The sequence below is a fragment of the Lactococcus sp. genome (genome assembly GCF_036648155.1).
GTDB lineage: Bacteria > Bacillota > Bacilli > Lactobacillales > Streptococcaceae > Lactococcus > Lactococcus cremoris.
Genome location: NZ_JAVXIY010000002.1, coordinates 67822 through 89033, shown reverse-complemented (window position 1 = coordinate 89033; position 21212 = coordinate 67822). Strand labels below are relative to the sequence as shown.

Genomic DNA, 21212 nt, shown 5'->3' with positions numbered 1-21212 from the left:
CTTTTTACTTTTTTTCGATTTTACAAAGTAGAGTAAAAATTGACAAGTTGTCAGTAAAATTAATTAGAGAAATATAAAGAGTGAGGGAATGACAGAATATTTATCAGTATCAACCTTAACAAAATATTTGAAAGCAAAATTTGAACGTGACCCGTATCTTGAGCGCGTGTATTTGACAGGGGAAATTTCAAATTTTAGAAGAAGACCTAATCATCAGTATTTTGCCCTTAAAGATGAAGGGGCTGTGATTCAAGCGACGATGTGGGCAGTACAATTTCGTAAGTTGGATTTTGAATTGGAAGAAGGGATGAAAGTACTTGCGGTTGGACGTATTAGCATTTATCCCCCTTCTGGGTCATATTCTATAAATATTGAGAGTTTAGTTCCTGATGGAGTTGGAGCGCTTGCCCTTAAGTTTGAACAATTGAAGAAAAAATTGGCGGCAGAAGGACTTTTTGACCAACGTTGGAAACAAAATCTACCACAATTTTCCAAAAAAATTGCGGTGGTCACGAGTCCATCAGGAGCAGTGATCAGAGATATTATTACAACCGTTCAACGCCGTTTTCCAATGAGTCAAATTGTCTTATATCCGACTAAAGTTCAAGGGGCTGGCGCGGCCGAAGAAATTTCTGGAAATATCCGACGCGCCAATGAACGTGGCGATTTTGATGTGATGATTATTGGTCGGGGTGGCGGCTCTATCGAGGATTTATGGGGATTTAATGAAGAGATTGTTGTTCGAGCAATTTTTGAATCACGTATTCCAATTATTTCATCAGTTGGACACGAAACTGATGTGACCTTGGCCGATTTTGTAGCTGATAGTCGTGCTGCTACACCAACTGCCGCCGCTGAATTAGCCACACCAAATACAAAAATTGACTTAATCAATTGGGCAAATGAGCAAGAAAGTCGTCTTTTCAATCGTTTAACTCATTTGATTAAAATTCGTAGAGAGCGACTTGAAAAATTAAGTCAGTCAGTGGTGTTTAGACAACCTGAACGCCTTTACGATGGACATGTACAAAAACTTGACCGATTGTGCGAACGATTGACAGTACTGACAGAAAATAAAGTTGCAACTATGAAGCACCGTTATGAGCTGTCAGCAAATAGATTGATTCCAACCTATAGTAAAATTGTTGAAAGTAAAAAAAATAAGACCGAGCAACTCTATCAGTCTTTGCTTTTATTAGATATTTCAAAAATAAAAGCGCGTGGTTTTTCCCTAATTACTGACGAAAATGGAAAAATCATTAAATCTGTAAGCGATGTAAAAAAAGGTCAGGCACTTGATGTGGAATTAACTGACGGACAAGTAAAAGTGGAGGTAAAATAAAAATGGCAACAAAAAAAGAAGAAGTAAAATTTGAAGATAATTTAGCAGAATTAGAAAATATCGTACGTAAGTTAGAATCTGGTGATGTTGCGTTGGAAGATGCAATTGCTGAATTTCAAAAAGGAATGAAAATTTCTGAGACATTGAAAAAAACACTCAATGAAGCCGAACAAACCTTAGTCAAAATCGTCGGAAAAGATGATAATGAAAGTGAATTTTCAGCTGAACAAAAAGAATATTAATAAGTGAAATTTGAATAAAAAGCTTTTGATTTGTCAAGAGTCTTTTTATTTTGTTTAAATAAAAGATTTTGCGGTTAAAATAGGTCAAAAATTCAAAGATAAAAAAGATTTATTATATACTAATATTAGATAGAATAAAGCAAAGTATTTTTAAGAAAGTGAGGAAAAATGAATAAGAAATTTGTATTAGCACCAGATTCTTTTAAAGAAAGTCTAAGTGCAAAAGAAGTTTGTTGGGCCATGGAAAGGGGAATTAAAAAGGTATTTCCAGAAGCTGAAATTATATTAGCACCAATGGCTGACGGAGGAGAAGGAACAATAGAAGCTTTGATTGATGCAACGGAGGGGCGCCGAGTATTTAAAAATGTAAGAGGACCTCTTGAAAATAGCGAAGTAGAAGCATATTTTGGTATCTTAGGAAATTCAGATACGGCAGTAATTGAAATGGCCAAGGCGAGTGGTTTAGAATTATTGGCCTTGAAAGATAGAAATCCATTGATAACTTCTACTTACGGAACAGGGCAACTTATTAAAGCAGCCATTGATGAAGGTGTGCACAAGATTATTATTGGAATTGGGGGAAGTGCAACTAATGACGGTGGCACTGGAATGGCCAGAGCTCTGGGGGCAAAATTTCTGGACGAGAAAGGAGAAGAAATTCCTAGTGGGGGCGGATTTCTAAAAAAGCTCAACCAGATTGACATGAGCAACTTTGATAAACATTTACAGGAAGTCGAAATTTTTATTGCCAGTGATGTTACGAATCCTTTAGTGGGAAAAAATGGCGCCTCTTATGTTTTTGGGCCACAAAAGGGAGCTTCAGCTAAAATGGTTGAAGAATTGGACGAAAACATGAACCATTATGCAAATATTATATATAGAGATTTAGGGAAAGATATAAAAAATAAAGCGGGAGCAGGTGCAGCTGGTGGTTTAGGAGCGGGATTGCTTGCTTTTACTGCTGCCGAGATGAAGTTAGGAATTGAATTGGTTGCCAACAATATTCATTTAGAAGATAAAATAAAAGAAGCCGATTATGTTTTTACGGGAGAAGGTGGAATGGATTATCAAACTAAGTTTGGCAAGGCTCCATTCGGTGTTTCTAAACTGGCGAAAAAATATAAAAAACCTTGCTTTGCTTTGGCGGGTCACATTGGTGAGGGGATTGAGGTTTTATATGAAGAAGGGATGACGGCTATTTTTGGGATTCAGGGAACAGCTCAGACTTTGCCAGAAGCTTTGAAAAGTGGGGCAAAAAATATTGAAAGAACCAGTGAAAATATTTCAAGAATTTTGTCCATAAGTGAATGGTGAGGACTAATTTAGAATTTAAAGAAGTTAAAAGGTTTGTAAACAGCTCATTTTGAGTTGTTTTTTTTATTTTATTCAAATAGAATCAAAAAGTCTTCTTTTATTTAACATTTGATTGATGCCAGTTATCATATAAAGCTCTAAAGCTTGAAAGCAAAGGCTTTCAATAATCAATGAGGCTTAACAGCAAAGAACACAAAATTTTTGGTATAATTAGGGTAATGGATACGAAGATATTAAAGCTAGAACATTTTTTAACTGAATTTTATGAAAGCGCTGAATTTCCAAAAGGATTAGCTGAGCCAGCAAAATATTCCTTAATGGCGGGCGGTAAACGAATTCGTCCTCTCCTTTTTTTGAATCTTTTGGAGGCTTTTGATTTGGAAGTTACAACGGCCCATTATCAAGTGGCCGCAGCGCTTGAAATGATTCATACGGGCTCGTTAATTCATGATGACTTGCCTGCGATGGACAATGATGATTATCGTCGTGGAAAGTTAACGAACCATAAAAAATTTGATGAAGCGACAGCAATTCTGGCTGGAGATACTTTATTTTTCGACCCTTTTTATGTTCTTTCAAGTAGCGATTTGTCGGCGCAAACAATTGTATCATTGACCCGCGAATTGGCTTATGCCTCGGGCTCGTATGGAATGGTTGCTGGTCAAATTTTGGATATGGCTGGTGAAGGTAAAGATTTAACTTTGACTCAGATTGAGCAAATTCATCGATTAAAAACGGGTCGACTTTTAACTTTTCCTTTTGTGGCTGCTGGAATCGTGGCCCAAAAAACAAATGAAGAAATCGAAAAACTTCGTGTAGTCGGACAAATTTTAGGATTAGCTTTTCAAATTCGTGATGACATTTTAGATGTGACGGCCACTTTTGCTGAACTGGGTAAGACACCTGGAAAGGATGTTTTAGAAGAAAAGTCGACTTATGTTGCGCATTTAGGACTTGAAGGAGCTAAAAAATCACTGACAGATAAGTTGTCAGAAGTAAAAACATTACTGACAGAGTTGAATGTTACTGACAGCTCCGAGATTTTCAAAATAATTGAACAACTGGAAGTGGAATAAATGTATTTTGAACTTAGAATCCTCACAGAGAATGATAAAAACATCATTGAGCATTTTTTTGAAGAAGCCAGTGATTATGCTATTCTTGAGAGCGGAGAGTCAAATCCTCAGCTTGAATGTGAGAGCCTTTTGAATGATTTACCGCCTGAAAAAACTAAATCCGACAAGTTTGTCTATGGCATTTTTAACGATAAGAGTATTTTGATTGGTCTTGTGGATTTAGTGAAAGATTTTCCAACAAAAGGTGAATTTATGCTAGGTTTGCTTGAGTTTGTTCCAGAAGTTCGGCATCAAGGCTTAGGTAAAGCAGTTCATGAAATTTTGGTCGAAAAAGTTCGTCATTTAGGTGCTAATAGTTTGAGAATAGGTGTATTAGAAGTCAATATTGCTGCTTTGAAATTTTGGAAATCATTAGGATACATAAAATTTAAAGAAACAGAACTAGAATTTGGAAGTAAAAAGCAAAAAATAGATGTGATGAGATTAAATCTAAGGGACTGAACCAATTTTTATATAAAAATTGATGATTATTGGTTACATTTTTAGAAAAAATACGTATAATAAAGAAAGATACAAATGAAAGAAAGAATTGACGTACTTGCCACAAATCAAGGACTTTTTGAAACACGGGAACAAGCCAAAAGAGGAGTAATGGCGGGTTTAGTTGTTGATAGTAAGTCTGGGGAACGTTATGATAAACCTGGTCAAAAAATTGATGATGGAACGGAACTCCGACTTAAAGGTGAAAAATTACGATATGTTAGTCGAGGAGGGTTAAAATTAGAAAAAGCGCTCAAAGAATTTAATATAAAAATTGAAGGAAAAATGTGTCTTGATATTGGATCATCGACGGGAGGATTTACTGATGTGATGCTCCAAAATGGAGCAAAATTAGTGTATGCTTTAGATGTTGGAACTAATCAATTGGCTTGGAAAATTCGCTCTGATGAACGAGTCGTTGTGATGGAACAATTTAATTTTCGTAATGCCCTTCTAAGCGATTTTGAGCAAGGAAGACCGGAATTTACAAGCATTGATGTCAGTTTTATCTCACTGGAGTTAATTCTCCCACCCCTTTATGAAATTTTAGAAGAAGGTGGAGAAGTAGCTGCACTTATTAAGCCGCAATTTGAAGCAGGACGTGAGCAAGTCGGAAAAAACGGAATTATCCGCGACCCAAAAGTTCACAAAATGACCATTGAAAAAGTTTTAGCAGCAGCGACTCGCCTTGGATTCTCAATAAAAGGCTTGACCTTTTCACCAATCAAGGGAGGAGCTGGAAACGTCGAATTTCTTGTCCATTTACTTAAAGATGGAAAAGCCGAAATATCTCAGCAGATTAATATTGAATCAGTTTTACAAGAAGAAAGCGAAGAACTATGAAAAGAGAAGAACGATTAAACTTTATTGCTCAATTTATCCGAGAAAATGAAATTAAAACTCAAGAAGAACTTGTGAATACCCTTTTAACTCATGGAATTGATGTCACTCAAGCAACCGTTTCGCGTGATATAAAATCACTGGCTTTAATTAAAGTTCCGGCTGAGTCGGGTGGTTACCGATATGACTTACCTAAAAATAAGGAAGTTTTACAATCAAGTCTTCACAAAGCTTTAGCTTTTGATGCAATTACAGGTGTAAAGATGAAAGATAACATGCTTTGGATCCTTGCAAACCCTGGAACAACCAGTCTTGTGAAAAATTATCTTCTGGAAGAATATGGAGACGATATTTTTTCAATTATCATTGATGACGATAGTGCCTTAGTTATCTTTGAAGCCGAAGAAGAAGCTAAAACACTTTATAATTTACTGACAGAGTTTTAAATTTACTGATTAAATATTTGATAAGTCGCCAGAAAAAAGAGTTGAGGCAGCTTATTCATTGTGAGCCAATTGTTCATAGCTGTCAGTAAAAAATATAATGATAGAGATGCCCAAAAGGACAAGTCAAGGTTGTTGGAGTACTGACAGCCTTGTTAATTATTTTTGAGAAAGGAAATTTGATGTTACAAGAGATTTCAATCAAAAATTTTGCAATTATTGAAGAAATTCATCTTTCATTTGAAAGTGGAATGACTATTTTAACTGGGGAAACAGGGGCTGGAAAATCAATTATTATTGATGCCATGTCCTTATTATTAGGTGGACGTGCATCAAGTGATTTCGTGCGTCATGGCGCTAGTAAAGCCGAAATTGAGGGTCTCTTTTTCTTTGAAAAAACACCAGAATTAAATTCTGCTTTATTAGAATTGGGCTTTGAAGAATTAGATTCTGAAATTATTTTGCGACGTGAAATTTTTGCAAATGGTCGCTCTGTCTGTCGAATTAATGGACAAATGGTCAATTTAACAAGACTTCGTCAAATTGGAGAATTTTTAGTAGACATTCATGGTCAACATGACAGTCAAGAACTGATGAATCCTAAAAGTCATCTTCGTTTATTGGATGAGTTTGGAGATGAAAATTTTGAAGTCATTAAAAATAATTACAAAAATAAATTTGAAAACTTCAAAAATCTTCGGCAACAATTGAATCTTCGTCAAAAAAATGAACAAGAATTTGCCCAAAGAATTGAAATTCTCCAATTTCAGGCTGAAGAAATTGAAGCAGCAGAAATTAATCTTGAAGAAGATGAGCTTTTAGTTAATCGCCGTGAAAAATTAAATAATATAAAAAATATTGCGGATTCTCTAAGTACGGCATATTTAGCACTAGATGATGAAGACAACGACTATTCAAGTCTGAATAACATTCGGACGACAATGACAGAATTGGATAGAATTGGCAATTTTGATAAGGATTATCAAGAACTTGCTGACAAAACTGCTGAAAGTTATTATATATTAGAAGAAGTTGCCAATCAAATTCAAAGCATCATGAGTGATTTGGAATTCAACCCAGCAGAACTCTTGCAGATTGAAGACCGTATTATGACACTGACAACTTTGAGAAAAAAATATGGACCAACACTTTCTGATGTCATCAATTATTTGGAAAAAGTTCAACTTGAACTTTCAGAACTCACAGGCTCAGAAAATGATTCCGTCAGTCTGGAAAAATCAGTTAAAAATGCCCAAGTTGAACTCCTTGAAGCGAGCCAAGAACTCAATAAAGCCCGTCATCAAATCGCCAAAGAAATTGAAAAAGATATCAAGCATGAACTTTCAGAACTTTATATGGAAAAGGCTGATTTTAAAGTCAGTTTTGATAGTGCGAAATTTTCAGCAAATGGTAATGAGCATGTCGAATTTTTCATTCAAACTAATCCAGGCGAGGGTTTCAAACCATTGGCAAAAACTGCATCCGGTGGTGAACTTTCACGTTTAATGCTTGCAATAAAATCAAGCTTTTCGAGACGTGAAAATAAAACAGCCATTGTTTTTGATGAAGTTGATACAGGAGTTTCTGGGCGTGTGGCTCAAGCAATTGCCAATAAAATACATAAAATTGCCAGTCATGGACAAGTTCTTGCGATTTCTCATCTACCCCAAGTAGTGGCAATTGCTGACAGACAATTTTATATTGAAAAAGCTTCGACTGATGATATTACAACCTCGACTGTGCGAAAATTGAATTTTGACGAACGAGTAAAAGAGATTGCAAAAATGCTTGCTGGTGAAGATTTAACTGAAGAAGCACTTGCTCAAGCAAAACGTTTGTTAACTAAGTAAATTGATCTTGACTTCTGTCAAGATTTTTTTACCATATCCAATGATAAATCATAAAAAATATAATTTTGCAACTACAAATGTGTATATACCAAAGTAAATAAATGATAAAATTAAATTGTGGTTACACTATTAAAAAAGATTATCTGGGGAGAATTGTGAAAGTAAATAAAGTCTGGTTTTTTATTATATTAATTTGTTTAGTTTTTTTTATTCACGGCGAATACTATAAAATTTATATTTCACTATTCATAGGTTTAGTAGGGATTTCTGCAAGTATCATTTGTATGTTATCTGATTTTATTTTGCAGTTTGTAAGAAATCAAAGAATAAAAAAATAATTTTATTCTTTAGTTCGTTAACAAATGTTACTGAAAAAAATGATGAATTAGCCTATAATAATTTTATTCTATGCGCCAACTTCCAAGTCAAACAGCCATAGTTAAAACGCCTTCTCCTATATAAGATAATGGCGTTTTTTTATTAAAGTTTTTTTATGAATCAAAATCAATATGTTATAATAAGATATCAACTAGATTGGGAAAAATGAGAGGAGGAGTGAAATTTTAATGACAATGTGAGTAAAGCGATTTTATAGTTTAGGAGCCAGAAATGAGTAAAACGCGTTTAGAGGCATTTACAGATGCTGTTATTGCAATTATCATGACCGTTTTGGTCTTGGAGTTAGTACGTCCAGATTCGGATAGTTTACAAAGCTTTATTGCCCTACTTCCGCATCTTGGGGTTTATCTTGTAAGTTTTTTTATCTTAGCAATTTATTGGGTCAATCATCATCATCTATTTCAAAGTATAAAGAAAATCAACGGAAAAGTCTTATGGATTAATATCAGTTTTCTTTTTGTTTTATCATTAATTCCTATTTTTTCTAACTGGGTTTCGATTTACCCCAACTCATTTATTCCAGAGCTGGGTTATGTTATTATCTTTTTCTTTGGAAATTTCATTTACCTTCTATTAACAAGAGAATTATTAAAAATTAATGGTCGACGTAAAACGTCTGAATCAACAGTTAGAAAAAATATCATAAGTGTGGTTTTTAATTTAATTAGTATCATCTTGGGATATTTTATTGCACCGGTAATTATGCTCATCGGTTCAGGATTGATCTTTTCAATGTGGGTCATACCAGACAAGAATATTGAAAAAATGTTTAAATAAGTCTCTTAATAAAAAAGAGCGAACACTTAAAAAATTGGCTAAAACGACTGACAAAAATACTGTCAGTGAATTAAATATTAATTAAGGAGAAAACAATGATTAAAGCATATATTAAATATTGGAAAAAAGCAGGCGATTTCAAAACATATTCTAGTCGTTCAGATTACTGGTGGGTTTTCTTAACGAATTTCATTATCTTTGCCATTTTAAGCTTTTTTAATTTTATGATAATGATACCAAAAGCTGTTAAAATTATGAATCAAGCAGGTGATTCATCTCAAACAGAAATCATTCGGCAAGTTACAGATTTATATGCCAAACCTACTGGCGGAGCATTAATGATTATTGTAATTACTGCTATCTTTGGTCTGGCTATTCTTATCCCTAATATCAGTTTGACTGCCCGACGCTTACGTGACGCTCGACTTCCATGGTGGATTTCTCTCATTTTTGGTTTGTCTGCTATTCATGGATTGTTGACGCTATTTATTCATCAAGGAATTCTTATACAATTGGGCTTCATTTTTAATCTTATTAGTTTTATTGTCTATATTTTATGCCTTTTCCCATCAAAATATGGAGTTGATGAAGAGGATGACTCAAGAACTTATGAGTAATATCTAAAAAGAAAGGTAAAATATGATTCAAGCTTATAAAAAATTTTGGCAAGGGACTTTTGTTTTCAATAAAAGGACCAATCGCAAAGATTTTTGGATGGCTTTATTCATTCATCTGATTATTTTTGTCATTTTACTAAAAGGTTATAATTTTTTCAACTTTTCAAGTTATTTTCAACTGCCACTCTTATGGCAAGCAATTTCCTCATTATTCCTTTGGCTTTTTTGGCTATATTTTTTAGGAAGTTTGTTAGCTTATTTGGCACTGACAGTTCGCCGATTAAATGATGCTGATTTACCATGGGGTCTAGTCTTTCTAAATCTAATTTTTGTTTTAGGAACAATTGTACTTTTGGTTCTTAATCTGTTTCCAAGCTCACTTAAAGGAGCTAAGTTCCAACCGTTTGAGTTAAAAAGAAAATCTGCTTTCATTGCTTCAGAAGAGCCTAAAGGTTTTTCAGAAATGTTTAAAGATTATTTTAAAAATTATTTTGAATTTCGAGGAAATGCTAGCAGAAGAAATTTTTGGTGGGTTCAAATTGGCTGGGGAGCCCTTACTTTAATTTTTATTATTCTGATTTATGCCAGTGGACAATTTGACCAAGTAATGTTTGGCCGTGATTTTATCGGAACAGTTTTATTAAAACTAGTATTTATCCTTTTCCTTATCGGTAGCTTTATGCCTGAACTGACCATACACGTACGTCGCTTAAGGGATGTAGGTTTAAGTGATTTAGGTCTTTCTATTCTTTTGGGAGTTACGGCAGGAATGACTATACTTTATCGTATCTTTGCAAATATGATTAAAATGACTTATAGCACAAGTCACTATCAATTATTTCAATATCTGATGTTTCTATTAGTAATGATTTGTTGGATTAGCCTCATTATTATTGAGCTAATGGCTAGTGGCGAATTAAAAAAAGTGAAAAAAATTCATTATTTATAAAAATAGACTGATTCATTTCAGTCTATTTTTAGTATTCATTGCTAAACTATAAAAAGGCTTCGTTTACACCACTTGTAAATTAAATTGACATTGAAAAAGGTAGAGATAGACCTAATCAATCTCAATGTAAGCGACTTCTTACAAAAAATCTTTACATAATCATGTAAACTACTACAAAAAAGGAAAAAAAGTGATATAATAAATTGTAAGTATACAAGGAGGACGGCGCTCTTGCCAAAAACAACAGCATTTAAGCACGATACAGTCCTATTACATGAGACTGTGGACATGCTTGAAGTCAAGCCAAATGGAATTTATGTTGATGCGACACTAGGTGGCGCAGGACATAGTGAGTATCTTCTTAGTAAACTAACTACTGGTCATCTTTATTCATTTGACCAAGATGATACCGCTCATGCAAACGCAAAAGTACGTTTGAGTGAGCAACTTGCAGAAGATAAAGTAACATTGATAAAAAGTAATTTTCGTAATCTAAAATCGGCGTTAGCTGAATTAGACATAACGAAAATCGACGGAATTCTTTATGATTTAGGTGTTTCTAGCCCCCAATTCGATGATAGTCAGCGTGGTTTCTCATATAAAAAAGAAGCTCGATTAGATATGCGAATGGATCAAAGTCAAACACTTTCTGCCTATGAAGTTGTAAATGATTATCCTTATGAAGCATTGGTTCGAATTTTTTTCCGCTATGGCGAAGATAAATTTTCTAAACAGATTGCTCGTAAGATTGAACAAAGTAGAAAAATTAAACCAATTGAGACAACAATTGAGCTTGCAGATTTGATTAAATCGGCATTACCTCAAAAAGAACTCAAGAAAAAAGGGCATCCAGCCAAACGTATATTCCAAGCTATTCGTATAGAAGTAAATGACGAGCTTGGGGCGGCAGAAGAATCAATTGAACAGGCCATTGACCTATTAAAAGTTGATGGACGAATTTCGGTAATCACTTTTCATTCTTTAGAAGATCGTCTGACGAAATCTATATTCAAAGAATATAGTACAGTCAATGTTCCTAAAGGATTACCGATGCTTCCTAAAGAAATGGAAGCAAAACTAAAATTGATTAATCGAAAGCCAGTGCTCGCTAGTGAAGAAGAACTGGAATTTAATAATCGAGCGCATAGTGCAAAATTACGAGTCGCACAAAAGCAAAGAGATTAATTAAAAATATGTTGGTCTAATAAACGGGTTTTTCCCACTTGAGGATTGATTTTGGATGTCTTATATAAGTGAATAATACTGTTCAGTTTCTCCAATTTTAAGGATTGAGAGAATGCTGAATTCCTTTAGTAAGATAAACGAGTGGAGGCAACAAATGGCAGCACAGCCAAAAGAATACTTCGATATAGAAACTGCGGCAAAAAAAGATAGCTATCTTATTGATACTGAGACTTTAGCGCCAGAAGTTCTAGCAAGTAAGTTTAAAAAATTTAGTGGTGTGGAAAAAGTATTCTACTTGACGATGGTAGTTGCTGCTTTAGTGTTGGCTGTTGGACTACTTTATGTAAAAACCAAAACGCTTGAAGTCCAAGGGAATACAATGGATTTGAGAACAAAAATTTCTCAAGAAACCACACGTAAATCCGAATATGATCAACAAATTTTAGATCTAACATCTGGTAATAGAGTGTTAGATGCAGCAAACAAAGCAAGTTTAAAAACAAATCCATCTAATGTATTGAAGGCAACGAAATGATAAAATTTTTAAGAAAACTAATTTTTTTTCCTTTTAGAAAAGTATCACGAAATGCCAGAAAAACGAATTGGAGTCCAGAAAGAAATCGTAAACGAGTAGGTAAGAGCCTGTTTTTCCTAGCTATTGCGCTGTTTACGGTTTTTATATTTCGTTTTGTCTGGTTAATTACCGTCAACCATGTCGGTGATACCAATCTTAAAGAGATGGCTAAGAGTAATTATCAGAGTACGGTACCCGTTCAAGCAAAGCGTGGAACGATTTATGATCGGACAGGAACGCCCATTGCGGTCGACTCTAGTACTTATACAATTTATGCCGTCATTGATAAAACGCAGGTTGATTCAAATGGAAACCCTCTCTATGTTAAGAAAGAGGATTTTGATAAAGTCGCTACATTTTTAAGTAGTAAACTTAAGATTGACCGTAGCTTAATTGAAAAACAACTTAATTCTAAGTTGAAACAAGTTCAATTTGGTGCAGAAGGAAGTAATATTTCCTTGCAACAGATGCAAGAGATTCAAAAGGCAGCAGAGAATGAAAAAATAGTTGGGCTTGGTTTTACGTCTAATGTGTCTCGTTCTTATCCATTTGGAAATTTTGCTTCTCAATTTATTGGAATTGCTCGTCCTAAAGATGAAAATGGTTTTCAAACCTTAAAAGGGGACATGGGCTTAGAAAAAGCCTTCGATAACGTTTTGAGTGGTGAAAATGGTCAAGAAACATACCAAAAAGATATTTACGGTCGTCCGATTCCGGGAACAACGAAAGTAGATAAAGCGGTTAAAAATGGTCAAGATGTTTATACAACTCTTGATGCTCAACTTCAAAGAAACCTTGAAGGTTATATGGACAAAGCCGCTACGGATACTGGAGCTCAACAGCTTTCAGGAACCTTGGTTGATGCCCATACCGGTGAGATTTTAGCCACAAGTCAACGTCCAACTTATACGGCAACTACAATCAATAGTGCAGAAAAACAAAAATATTTCACATGGAATAGTTTGCTTTCACAATCAGCTTTTGAACCGGGTTCAACATTTAAGACTTTCTTAATGGCCGGCGCATTAGATAGTGGTAAAGTTAATCTTAACGAAACTTATCAACGGAAACTTCAAGTTTATGATACAACGATTAATGACTGGGACGTCACGGAAAATAAAAGTTATACTTTGCCAGAAACCGTAACTTATGCTCAAGGTTTTGCTTTATCTTCAAATATTGGGATGAGTAAGATTGAAATGAATATGGGTGATGCTTTATGGGGAAGTTACCTTAATAAATTTAAATTCGGTCTAAAAGTACGGGCTGGTTTAGATGGTGAAAATCCAGGGGCGCTTCCTTCATCAAATGCGGTTTCACAAATTCAATCTTCATTTGGTCAAGGGGTTGCAGTCACGCCGCTTCAATTGATAAGAGGCTGGACTGCCATTGCTGGAAACGGAACAATGCTTGAACCGCATATTGTCAGCAAAGTAGTCGACACGAACACCAAAACAAGCTTAACTTCTAAAGCAGAAGTAGTTGGACATCCTGTTTCCAATGAAGCTGCAAGTGGGGTACGAGACTTGATGCTTACTGTAAATACTGACCCAGTTTACGGAACTTCTTATTCAACAGCAGGAGATCCTGAGCAAGATCTTGCGGCGGGACCATTGTTTATGGTAAATGGAGAACCAGCTGCAGTGAAAACGGGGACTGCCCAAATCGCAGCGACTACTGGTGGATATATGACTGGTTCTCAGGATTATCTTTATTCAGCTGTAGTGATGTATCCTGCTAAGAATCCTGATTTTATCTTTTATATGAATGTCAAAATTCCTTCAGAACCTTGGACGCTTAAATATATTGCTCGGGTAGCAAATCCTTTGTTAACAAGTGCAGAAGCAATGAAGGGTGATTTAGCGGCTACTTCTAGTACTGATTCTGATATTAAAGCAGGAAAAGTGACGATTGAGAATTACAAAGGTAAGGATTCAGGTGATACGGCGGATAACTTACGTCGTACGGTCATCAGTCCAGTTATCATTGGAACAGGTGCTAAAGTTACAGCTCAATCAATTGCTGAGGGTGAAAAGGTTGCGGCGAATACACGAATTTTACTTTTAACTAATGATAAAGATCAGGTGATGCCTGATATGTATGATTGGTCTAAAAAAGAAGTTGAACAGTTAGCAAATTGGTTTGGGATTAAAGTGACTTATGAAGGTTCAGGAAATAAAGTCTTGACCCAAAGTATTGAAACTTCAACTAATGTCAAAAAAGGTCAAACGCTCACTGTAAAAATGGGTAATTAAGTAGAATTTAAATTTATCAATTTGGGGCTCCACAAAGTTGGTCTTTGTGGAGCTTCAAAAATTAGGAGAAGAAAATGTTATTGAATGGAATAGTGGCGGCGGTAATTACAATGATTATAACAATCATTGGTATTCCTCGCTTCATTATGTTCTTCCACAAGAAAAAATTGGGTGGACAGCCAACACTTGAAGATGTGAAGCAACATGCTAGTAAAGCCGGAACTCCCACGATGGGTGGATTTGTCTTTGTGGTTGTCAGCTTGGTTGTTTCATTGGTTGCGGCTTTGGTTTTTGGAAAATTTAGTCCAGCTTTTATTACCGCTTGGTGGGTTTTTGCCATGTATGCTGTCATTGGTTTCTTGGATGACTTTTTGAAAGTCTTCAAACAAATTAATGAAGGTTTGACAGCTAAACAAAAAATGCTCGCTCAAATTTTAATTGGGATTGTTTCATATTTTATTTACAGTCATGGTGAAAAATCACATATCATTCATATTTTGAGTTGGCAAGTTAATATTGGGATTTTCTTCTCTATTTTCATTATTATTTGGCTAGTGGGCTGGTCAAATGCGGTCAATCTTACTGATGGAATTGATGGATTGGCTTCAATTACTGTCGCGATTTCACTGACAGCTTATGCAGTTATTGCTGTTGTTCATCAGCAGTATGATGTTTTACTGATTATTCTGTCAGTAATTGGTGGTCTACTTGGATTCTTCGTTTTCAATCACAAACCGGCAAAAATTTTCATGGGTGATGTGGGTTCATTAGCCTTAGGTGGATTTCTTGCTATTGTTTCAATCTTGCTTCATGCAGAATGGACCTTGCTTTTAATTGGTGCTGTCTATGTGATTGAAACACTTTCAGTGATGTTACAAGTGGCCTACTTCAAGAAAACTGGTGGTAAACGTATTTTTAGAATGACACCTATTCATCATCATTTTGAACTTGGAGGTTTTTCTGGGAAAGCTGCTGGTTGGTCAGAATGGAAAATTGACATTGTTTTCTGGCTCTTCACGGCTGTTCTGTCAGTAATCGCGCTTTGTATTTACTTCGCTTTTTAATTAATAAATTTACTGACAGAATGGTCAGTGAAAAGTCGCTCTTGTGAGCGATTTTTTTTTATTTAAAAAATCTAATAGTTTGCTGAAAGAATACTCAAGAAAATATTATTTACCTTTTAGAAAAGCTTAAGCTTGACTTGGGTTGAAATTAAGTTTTAACAATTATAATCAATTTATCAATAAAAGAAAGGATAAGAAAATGAAAAAGGTTTTTAGGCTGTTAAAGGGAAGAGAAATTATTTTTGTTTCATTATTAACATTGATTATTGGTGGAGTCGGTGGTTTTTTCATTGGTAGAAGTCAAACTAATCAGTCACAGCAAACCAATTTTCAAAAGCAAATGCAAAATCGCTTTGGACAAAATAGAGAAAATCCGGACACTAATAGTGGAGCAACGACAGGTGGCTCAAATGGTCAGTCAGGTAATACTAATAATTCAGGAACTACCCAAAATAGTGATGAGAGTGGGACAGCATCTGTTTAAAGAATTAAGTAGTTTTTAAGGACCTTGAGCCAATCATTTACACTAGTCTTTATTTTTAATCAATTGGCTGATGTGCTTAAAATCAACTTACAATAATAAAGTCTAAATCAAAATATATATTTTTAATCTAGACTTAGAAATGAGGAAAATATGGATTTTATAAGACGTGCTTGGCTTTTCACTAAAGCCAAAATTGGACGGACAATATTGTTAATCGTTGCTTTTTCGGCAATTTTAATTTTTGTTCTTTCAGGATTAATTATCAATAGTGCTGCCAATGTTTCTATTGATAATGCCAAAAAATCTGCTGGAGCAACCGTGTCACTCTCTGTTAATATGCAAAATGTTATCAAAGAAGCACAAAGTAGTGCGACATCAAGTTCAAGCAGCAGTTCTAGTTCAAGTGCTACCGCTACTGAGGGGAAACGATTTAATATTGATTTGCCAACTATTGATGAATCAACTGCTCAAAAGATTGCCAAACTTGACGGTGTTAAGTCAGCAAGTTTTACTTATCAAGCTTCAGCTTCTGCAAGTTCTGGCATTGAAAAAGTTTCCACGAGTAGCAATTCTTCAAGCTCAGATACACAAGCAGCTGGTGGTTTTGGTGGTCGTGAAGGAGGCATGGGTGGTGCTTCGCAAGAAGACTTCACAATCAGTGGGACAAATGATTTAGCCGCAAACACAACATTTACAAGTTCTTATAAAATGAGTTCAGGACGAGCAATCAAAGCTTCAGATGAAGGAACAAATAATGTTGTCATTGAATCAACTTTGGCCAGTCAAAATTCTTTAAAAGTTGGCTCTACTTTCGTTATTAAAGATAGCAATAGTAAAACTTATACGATGACTGTTGTTGGGATTTATACGACAACAAGTAGTTCGACTGAAAATTCTATCCAATACATGAATACCATGTATACAGCACTTTCTGTGGCAAATGCAATCAAAGGTACAACAGGTAAAGTATCTAATGCAACTTACAGCATGGAAAATCCCGCACAAGCAGATACTTTTGTAAAAGCTGCTAATAAATTAGTTAATGACAGTAATTTCCAAGTTTCTAAAAACGATCAAGCTTACCAAAATGTAAAATCATCATTGAATAATGTGGCAAGCTTTGCTAGAAATATTGTTCTTATTGTGGCTATTGCTGGTGCTATAATCTTGGCGCTCATCGTCATGCTCATGGTTCGTGAACGTCGCTTTGAAATTGGTGTGTTGATGAGCCTTGGAGAATCTAAAATTAAGATTATTGGACAATTTTTCTTTGAACTCTTTATGGTCATGATAGTTTCTGTCGGAATTGCTTCAGCAGCCGGAAATGTTGTCGGCAATGTCGTTGGACAACAACTTTTGAAACAAGAAACAACTCAAACAACGACGACAACCAACGCAGGGGCACCAAGTGAAAATGGTACGAGAACTCAAGGTCAAAGACCATCAGGAAATGCAGGTGGATTTGTAGGACGTGCAGGTGGTGCCTTCGGCTTTGGACAATCAAGTTCTGAAGCAAAAGCGCTTGAAAAATTGAATATTAAGACATCGGCTACTGAAATTCTATTGCTTGTTGCAATTGCAATTCTAATTACACTGATAGCTGTTGGTTTGGCAAGTATTGGAATTTTAAGATTGAATCCAAAACAAGTGTTAACGAATTGATATTTAAAAGAAGAAACAGTCAAATTATTTACTGACAGCTATCATTTTTAGCAAAAAAGCAGGTACCACATTCTGTCAGTAAATTTTAAAAGATGAGAGGAGCAAATATGACTCTAAAAGTTGAGAATTTAACTTATTATTATAGCAATCCCGATGATTATTTATTTAAAGAGGTGACCGAAAGTTTTGAAAAAGGAACAATGTATGCCATTCTCGGTCAATCAGGTTCGGGAAAGACAACTTTTCTTTCCTTGCTTGCCGGTCTTGATACTCCCAAATCTGGGACTATGTCTTACAATGATAAGCCAATCAAATCAAGTAATTTAACAAATTATCGGAAGAAAACAGTAAGTACCGTTTTTCAAGCTTATAATTTATTGACTTACATGAGTGCTTATGACAATGTTAAAACAGCCGTAAAAATCTCGTCAGTAAAATTTGAGAATGAGAAAGCAGCCATTGAAGAAGCCCTCAATAAAGTGGGGTTGACCCCAGATTTGATTTATAAACCTGTCAGTAAATTATCAGGAGGACAACAACAAAGGGTAGCCATTGCTAGAGCTTTGGTTTTAAACCATGATATCATTATTGCTGATGAACCAACAGGGAATCTTGATGAAGAAACAACGGCACAAATCGTTGACCTTTTTAAAGAAATTGCTCATACAGATAATAAAATTGTGATTCTTGTAACTCACGAAAATGATGTGGCTAAAGCCTCAGACACAGTTTATACATTAAAACATCGTAAATTTGAAAAAACAGCTTAGAAAAAACCCGTTACAATTAGAGTAACGGGTTTTTTTATTGTACTTATTAGATTTATTTATTAAGCAAAGAAGTGAGTGAGGCCTCTACCGAGGATGAAGATAAATGCTTAAGCCATTCGGTAAGACATTTGTAGCAAAGGAATCATTTCCACTAGGTTAGAAATGAAGAAAAATGCAAGATTCGCTATTTCACCACCAAAAGCGATTATACGAATGAGTTTGTTGATAAGAATCATCACTTAGGCAACGCTCCTTTAAGATGACTTTTCTTATATTCAAATCCAAAAGAGTTGATAAATATTACTTATGAAGCCAAGAATAATGATAAATTTATGTTAAAATATTTTTTAGGAGCATAACTATGAATTTAAATTTAAGAGATCTTGAGTATTTTTACCAATTGTCCAGATTACGATCTTTCACTAATGTCGCCAAATATTTTAGAGTAAGTCAACCCACCATTTCTTATGCCATTAAAAGGCTGGAAAGTTATTACGATTGTGACTTGTTTTATAAAGATTCCTCACATCAGGTGGTTGACTTGACGCCAGAAGGTGACCTTTTGGCGATGAGGACAAATGAAATTCTCTCAGAACTAAATCATACTAAAAAAGCAATCCATCGTTCTAGTATGAAGGACTTTAAAGTTGGTTTTCCTCCAATAATAAGTTCTTATCTATTATCAAAGATATTAAAAGAAGAAGAAAGTTTAAACTTTTTAAATGCTTTACATATGATTTATGGCGGTTCAAACGAATTACTGAGTCAGCTTTTAAATGGTGAAATAGATTCAAGCTTACTAGGAAGTTTAGAGAAAATTAAACATCCAGAACTAGAAATTGAAGAACTTTTTCAAAAAGAATTTTTCATTATCATGTCTGACCACCATCCATTAGCGAGCAAGAAAGAACTTGCCTTTAAAGATTTACTTAATGAAGATTTTATCTTGTTGGGCGAACATAATATTCATTTTACTGCTTTTAATTTATTAAATGAGAAATATAACCATTCGGCGAATGCTGTCTTGAAACTTGATGATGCTCATACGATAAAAGAACTGGTGAGAAAAAATTTAGGAATTAGCCTTATGGCAGATATTGGACTATCAGAAGATTTCAAACATCTGGTTAAGATTCCACTTATTGAAGCGGACAAACAATACTTCCATATTAATTATGCTTATCAAAAAATAGCGATTCTTTCTGAAAGTGAAAAAAACTTTTTAAAAATATTGAAAACTTTAAAATAAATTGTAGAAAAAAACATCATCAATATGATGCTTTTTTGAATTAATAAAAATAGGCAAGCGATACCAAAAAATATCAGGAAATGTTATAATTAAAGTATTATTTGTCTCTTTTATGAAGCAAATGATTTTGTCCAGTCAAAGAAAAATATAAGGAAACTATATTATAATTTATAAATATCAAAAATATTTATAAAAAATATGATAAGACTAGATAGGAATTAAAGTAAAATGGAAAAAGATTATTTAAAAACAAGATTCGAGCCAGAAGAGTTTGAAAAATTAAAAAAGAAACTTGTCAGATATGAATGTGCATTGGATGTTGTCAGAACTCAGCTTTCCAATTTAAACACCTATTATAATAACTTTGAAGCAATCAATCCTATTGAGCATATTAAACATCGTTTGAAATCTCCAGAGAGTATTGCAGGAAAACTTAAAAAGAAAGGCTTGCCAGTCACAGCAGAAGCTGCTGATGAGCACCTATCAGATATTGCAGGGATAAGGATTATCTGTTCTTATGCCAAAAATATCTATGAGATTGTCGAGATTATTAAAAGCCAAGAAGCCTATACGGTTGTCAGTGAAAAAGATTATTTAAGAAATGTAAAAAAGACAGGATATCGGTCTTATCATATGATTGTTGAAGTCCCTTTGGGCCACCTTTTTGGTGAAGAAACTTGCCGAGTTGAAATCCAGTTAAGAACTTCCGCAATGGATTTTTGGGCCACTCTAGAACATAAAGTACGTTATAAATATGACGGACAAATTCCCGAACAACTCAGTGGGGAACTTCAGAATTGTGCAGAACAAATTCATGCCCTTGATGAGAGAATGTACCTTATCCATAAAGTTGTGGACATGATTAATCAGTCAGAAGTTGATATTGAGAAGATTGGTTACTGACAGCATTAAGATAAAGAGTTATGAGCTAAAAATAAGAACTTGTCAAACTTCTGATAATCTGTTATACTTATTTAGTATGTTTTTGCATACTAATAAAACTGTTCATCCGCTGAGCTTAATTTGCTAAAAGCTGCTTATGATGGGCAAGAGGAGAAAAAAATGAACCTTATCGAATCTATCAACGCTGCGCAACTTCGCACTGATATCCCTGACTTCCGTCCTGGTGACACTGTACGTGTTCACGCAAAAGTTGTCGAAGGAACTCGCGAACGTATCCAGATTTTTGAAGGCGTTGTTATCGCTCGTAAAAACTCAGGAATTAACGAAACTTACACTGTTCGTAAAATCTCAAACGGTGTTGGTGTAGAACGTATCTTCCCAGTTCACACTCCACGTGTTGAAAAAATCGAAGTTATCCGTCACGGTAAAGTACGTCGTGCGAAACTTTACTACCTCCGTGCACTCACAGGTAAAAAAGCTCGTATCGCTGAACGTCGTCGTTAAGATACACCATGAAAACCGCTCTATTGAGCGGTTTTTTTGTTTTCTGATTATATTTAAAATTGTACGAGGATGTAAAAAATGCCTAGGGATGAAAAAGGAAGAATAAACAGATAAAATAAAAAATAATTAAAGTAAAAAACAATCTCAATGAAGTTGTAAGTATAGCTTTCTAT

22 protein-coding genes are annotated in these 21212 nt (G+C 34.7%); 21 read left to right on the top strand and 1 reads right to left on the bottom strand.

Translation table 11 applies throughout. From position 1 onward, the window contains the following. The first annotated feature begins 88 nt into the window (after positions 1–88). The 18 genes from xseA (at position 89) to RSC39_RS02235 (ending at position 18383) form a co-directional block, all read left to right on the top strand. Positions 89–1342 carry an exodeoxyribonuclease VII large subunit gene (gene xseA, locus RSC39_RS02320; protein ID WP_332534821.1) on the top strand — a complete coding sequence of 418 codons (1254 nt, stop codon included), beginning with the start codon at positions 89–91 and terminating at the stop codon, positions 1340–1342. Positions 1343–1344: 2 nt separating this feature from the next. Beyond that, positions 1345–1584, top strand: a complete 240-nt coding sequence (locus tag RSC39_RS02315) for an exodeoxyribonuclease VII small subunit (RefSeq protein WP_011835497.1) — start codon at positions 1345–1347, stop codon at positions 1582–1584. Between the two features lie 168 nt (positions 1585–1752). After that, positions 1753–2898, top strand: a complete 1146-nt coding sequence (locus RSC39_RS02310) for a glycerate kinase (protein ID WP_332534818.1) — start codon at positions 1753–1755, stop codon at positions 2896–2898. A 218-nt stretch (positions 2899–3116) separates the two neighbouring features. Next, a complete protein-coding gene (locus RSC39_RS02305) occupies positions 3117–3974 on the top strand; it encodes a farnesyl diphosphate synthase (RefSeq protein WP_332534816.1) in 858 nt (285 codons plus the stop codon). Next, positions 3975–4475: a GNAT family N-acetyltransferase gene (locus RSC39_RS02300; RefSeq protein ID WP_332534814.1), complete on the top strand. Its 501-nt coding sequence runs from the start codon at positions 3975–3977 to the stop codon at positions 4473–4475. A gap of 75 nt (positions 4476–4550) precedes the next feature. Continuing rightward, complete coding sequence (locus RSC39_RS02295) at positions 4551–5357, top strand: TlyA family RNA methyltransferase (protein ID WP_063281374.1); 807 nt, start codon at positions 4551–4553, stop codon at positions 5355–5357. Beyond that, positions 5354–5800, top strand: a complete 447-nt coding sequence (locus RSC39_RS02290; RefSeq protein WP_063281373.1) for a transcriptional regulator — start codon at positions 5354–5356, stop codon at positions 5798–5800. The genes RSC39_RS02295 and RSC39_RS02290 overlap by 4 nt, the downstream gene beginning before the upstream one ends. A 179-nt stretch (positions 5801–5979) precedes the next feature. Then, entirely contained in the window at positions 5980–7647 is a 1668-nt protein-coding gene (recN, locus tag RSC39_RS02285; RefSeq protein WP_332534811.1) for a DNA repair protein RecN, read from the top strand. A 609-nt stretch (positions 7648–8256) separates the two neighbouring features. Continuing rightward, a complete protein-coding gene (locus RSC39_RS02280; RefSeq protein ID WP_063281370.1) occupies positions 8257–8823 on the top strand; it encodes a TMEM175 family protein in 567 nt (188 codons plus the stop codon). Positions 8824–8918: 95 nt separating this feature from the next. After that, positions 8919–9440, top strand: a complete 522-nt coding sequence (locus RSC39_RS02275) for a DUF805 domain-containing protein (protein ID WP_332534808.1) — start codon at positions 8919–8921, stop codon at positions 9438–9440. Positions 9441–9462: 22 nt separating this feature from the next. Further along, on the top strand, positions 9463–10389 hold the full coding sequence (locus RSC39_RS02270) for a DUF805 domain-containing protein (protein ID WP_332534806.1): 927 nt from the start codon (positions 9463–9465) through the stop codon (positions 10387–10389). Between the two features lie 231 nt (positions 10390–10620). Next, positions 10621–11574, top strand: a complete 954-nt coding sequence (gene rsmH / locus RSC39_RS02265) for a 16S rRNA (cytosine(1402)-N(4))-methyltransferase RsmH (RefSeq protein WP_332534804.1) — start codon at positions 10621–10623, stop codon at positions 11572–11574. Positions 11575–11728: 154 nt separating this feature from the next. Then, entirely contained in the window at positions 11729–12109 is a 381-nt protein-coding gene (locus RSC39_RS02260) for a cell division protein FtsL (protein WP_063281367.1), read from the top strand. After that, positions 12106–14403: a penicillin-binding protein gene (locus RSC39_RS02255; RefSeq protein ID WP_332534800.1), complete on the top strand. Its 2298-nt coding sequence runs from the start codon at positions 12106–12108 to the stop codon at positions 14401–14403. Before RSC39_RS02260 ends, RSC39_RS02255 begins: the two co-directional genes overlap by 4 nt. A gap of 74 nt (positions 14404–14477) precedes the next feature. Then, positions 14478–15467, top strand: a complete 990-nt coding sequence (gene mraY / locus RSC39_RS02250) for a phospho-N-acetylmuramoyl-pentapeptide-transferase (RefSeq protein ID WP_011835486.1) — start codon at positions 14478–14480, stop codon at positions 15465–15467. A gap of 199 nt (positions 15468–15666) precedes the next feature. Then, positions 15667–15951, top strand: a complete 285-nt coding sequence (locus RSC39_RS02245) for a hypothetical protein (protein WP_011675833.1) — start codon at positions 15667–15669, stop codon at positions 15949–15951. A gap of 150 nt (positions 15952–16101) precedes the next feature. Beyond that, on the top strand, positions 16102–17613 hold the full coding sequence (locus tag RSC39_RS02240; RefSeq protein WP_332534797.1) for an ABC transporter permease: 1512 nt from the start codon (positions 16102–16104) through the stop codon (positions 17611–17613). A 107-nt stretch (positions 17614–17720) separates the two neighbouring features. Next, entirely contained in the window at positions 17721–18383 is a 663-nt protein-coding gene (locus RSC39_RS02235; protein WP_332534795.1) for an ABC transporter ATP-binding protein, read from the top strand. A 107-nt stretch (positions 18384–18490) separates the two neighbouring features. On the opposite strand, the gene RSC39_RS02230 is transcribed toward RSC39_RS02235, so the two are convergent. After that, positions 18491–18619: a hypothetical protein gene (locus tag RSC39_RS02230; RefSeq protein WP_332534793.1), complete on the bottom strand. Its 129-nt coding sequence runs from the start codon at positions 18617–18619 to the stop codon at positions 18491–18493. Between the two features lie 125 nt (positions 18620–18744). Here RSC39_RS02230 and RSC39_RS02225 point away from each other — a divergent pair, with 125 nt between their 5' ends. From RSC39_RS02225 to rplS, 3 genes are all read left to right on the top strand, one after another. Next, positions 18745–19632, top strand: a complete 888-nt coding sequence (locus RSC39_RS02225) for a LysR family transcriptional regulator (protein WP_332534791.1) — start codon at positions 18745–18747, stop codon at positions 19630–19632. Between the two features lie 228 nt (positions 19633–19860). Then, positions 19861–20535 (top strand): GTP pyrophosphokinase family protein, encoded by a 675-nt coding sequence (locus tag RSC39_RS02220; protein ID WP_011675837.1) that lies wholly within the window; start codon positions 19861–19863, stop codon positions 20533–20535. A gap of 159 nt (positions 20536–20694) precedes the next feature. Continuing rightward, on the top strand, positions 20695–21039 hold the full coding sequence (gene rplS / locus RSC39_RS02215) for a 50S ribosomal protein L19 (RefSeq protein ID WP_011675838.1): 345 nt from the start codon (positions 20695–20697) through the stop codon (positions 21037–21039). The last annotated feature ends 173 nt before the right edge of the window (positions 21040–21212 follow it).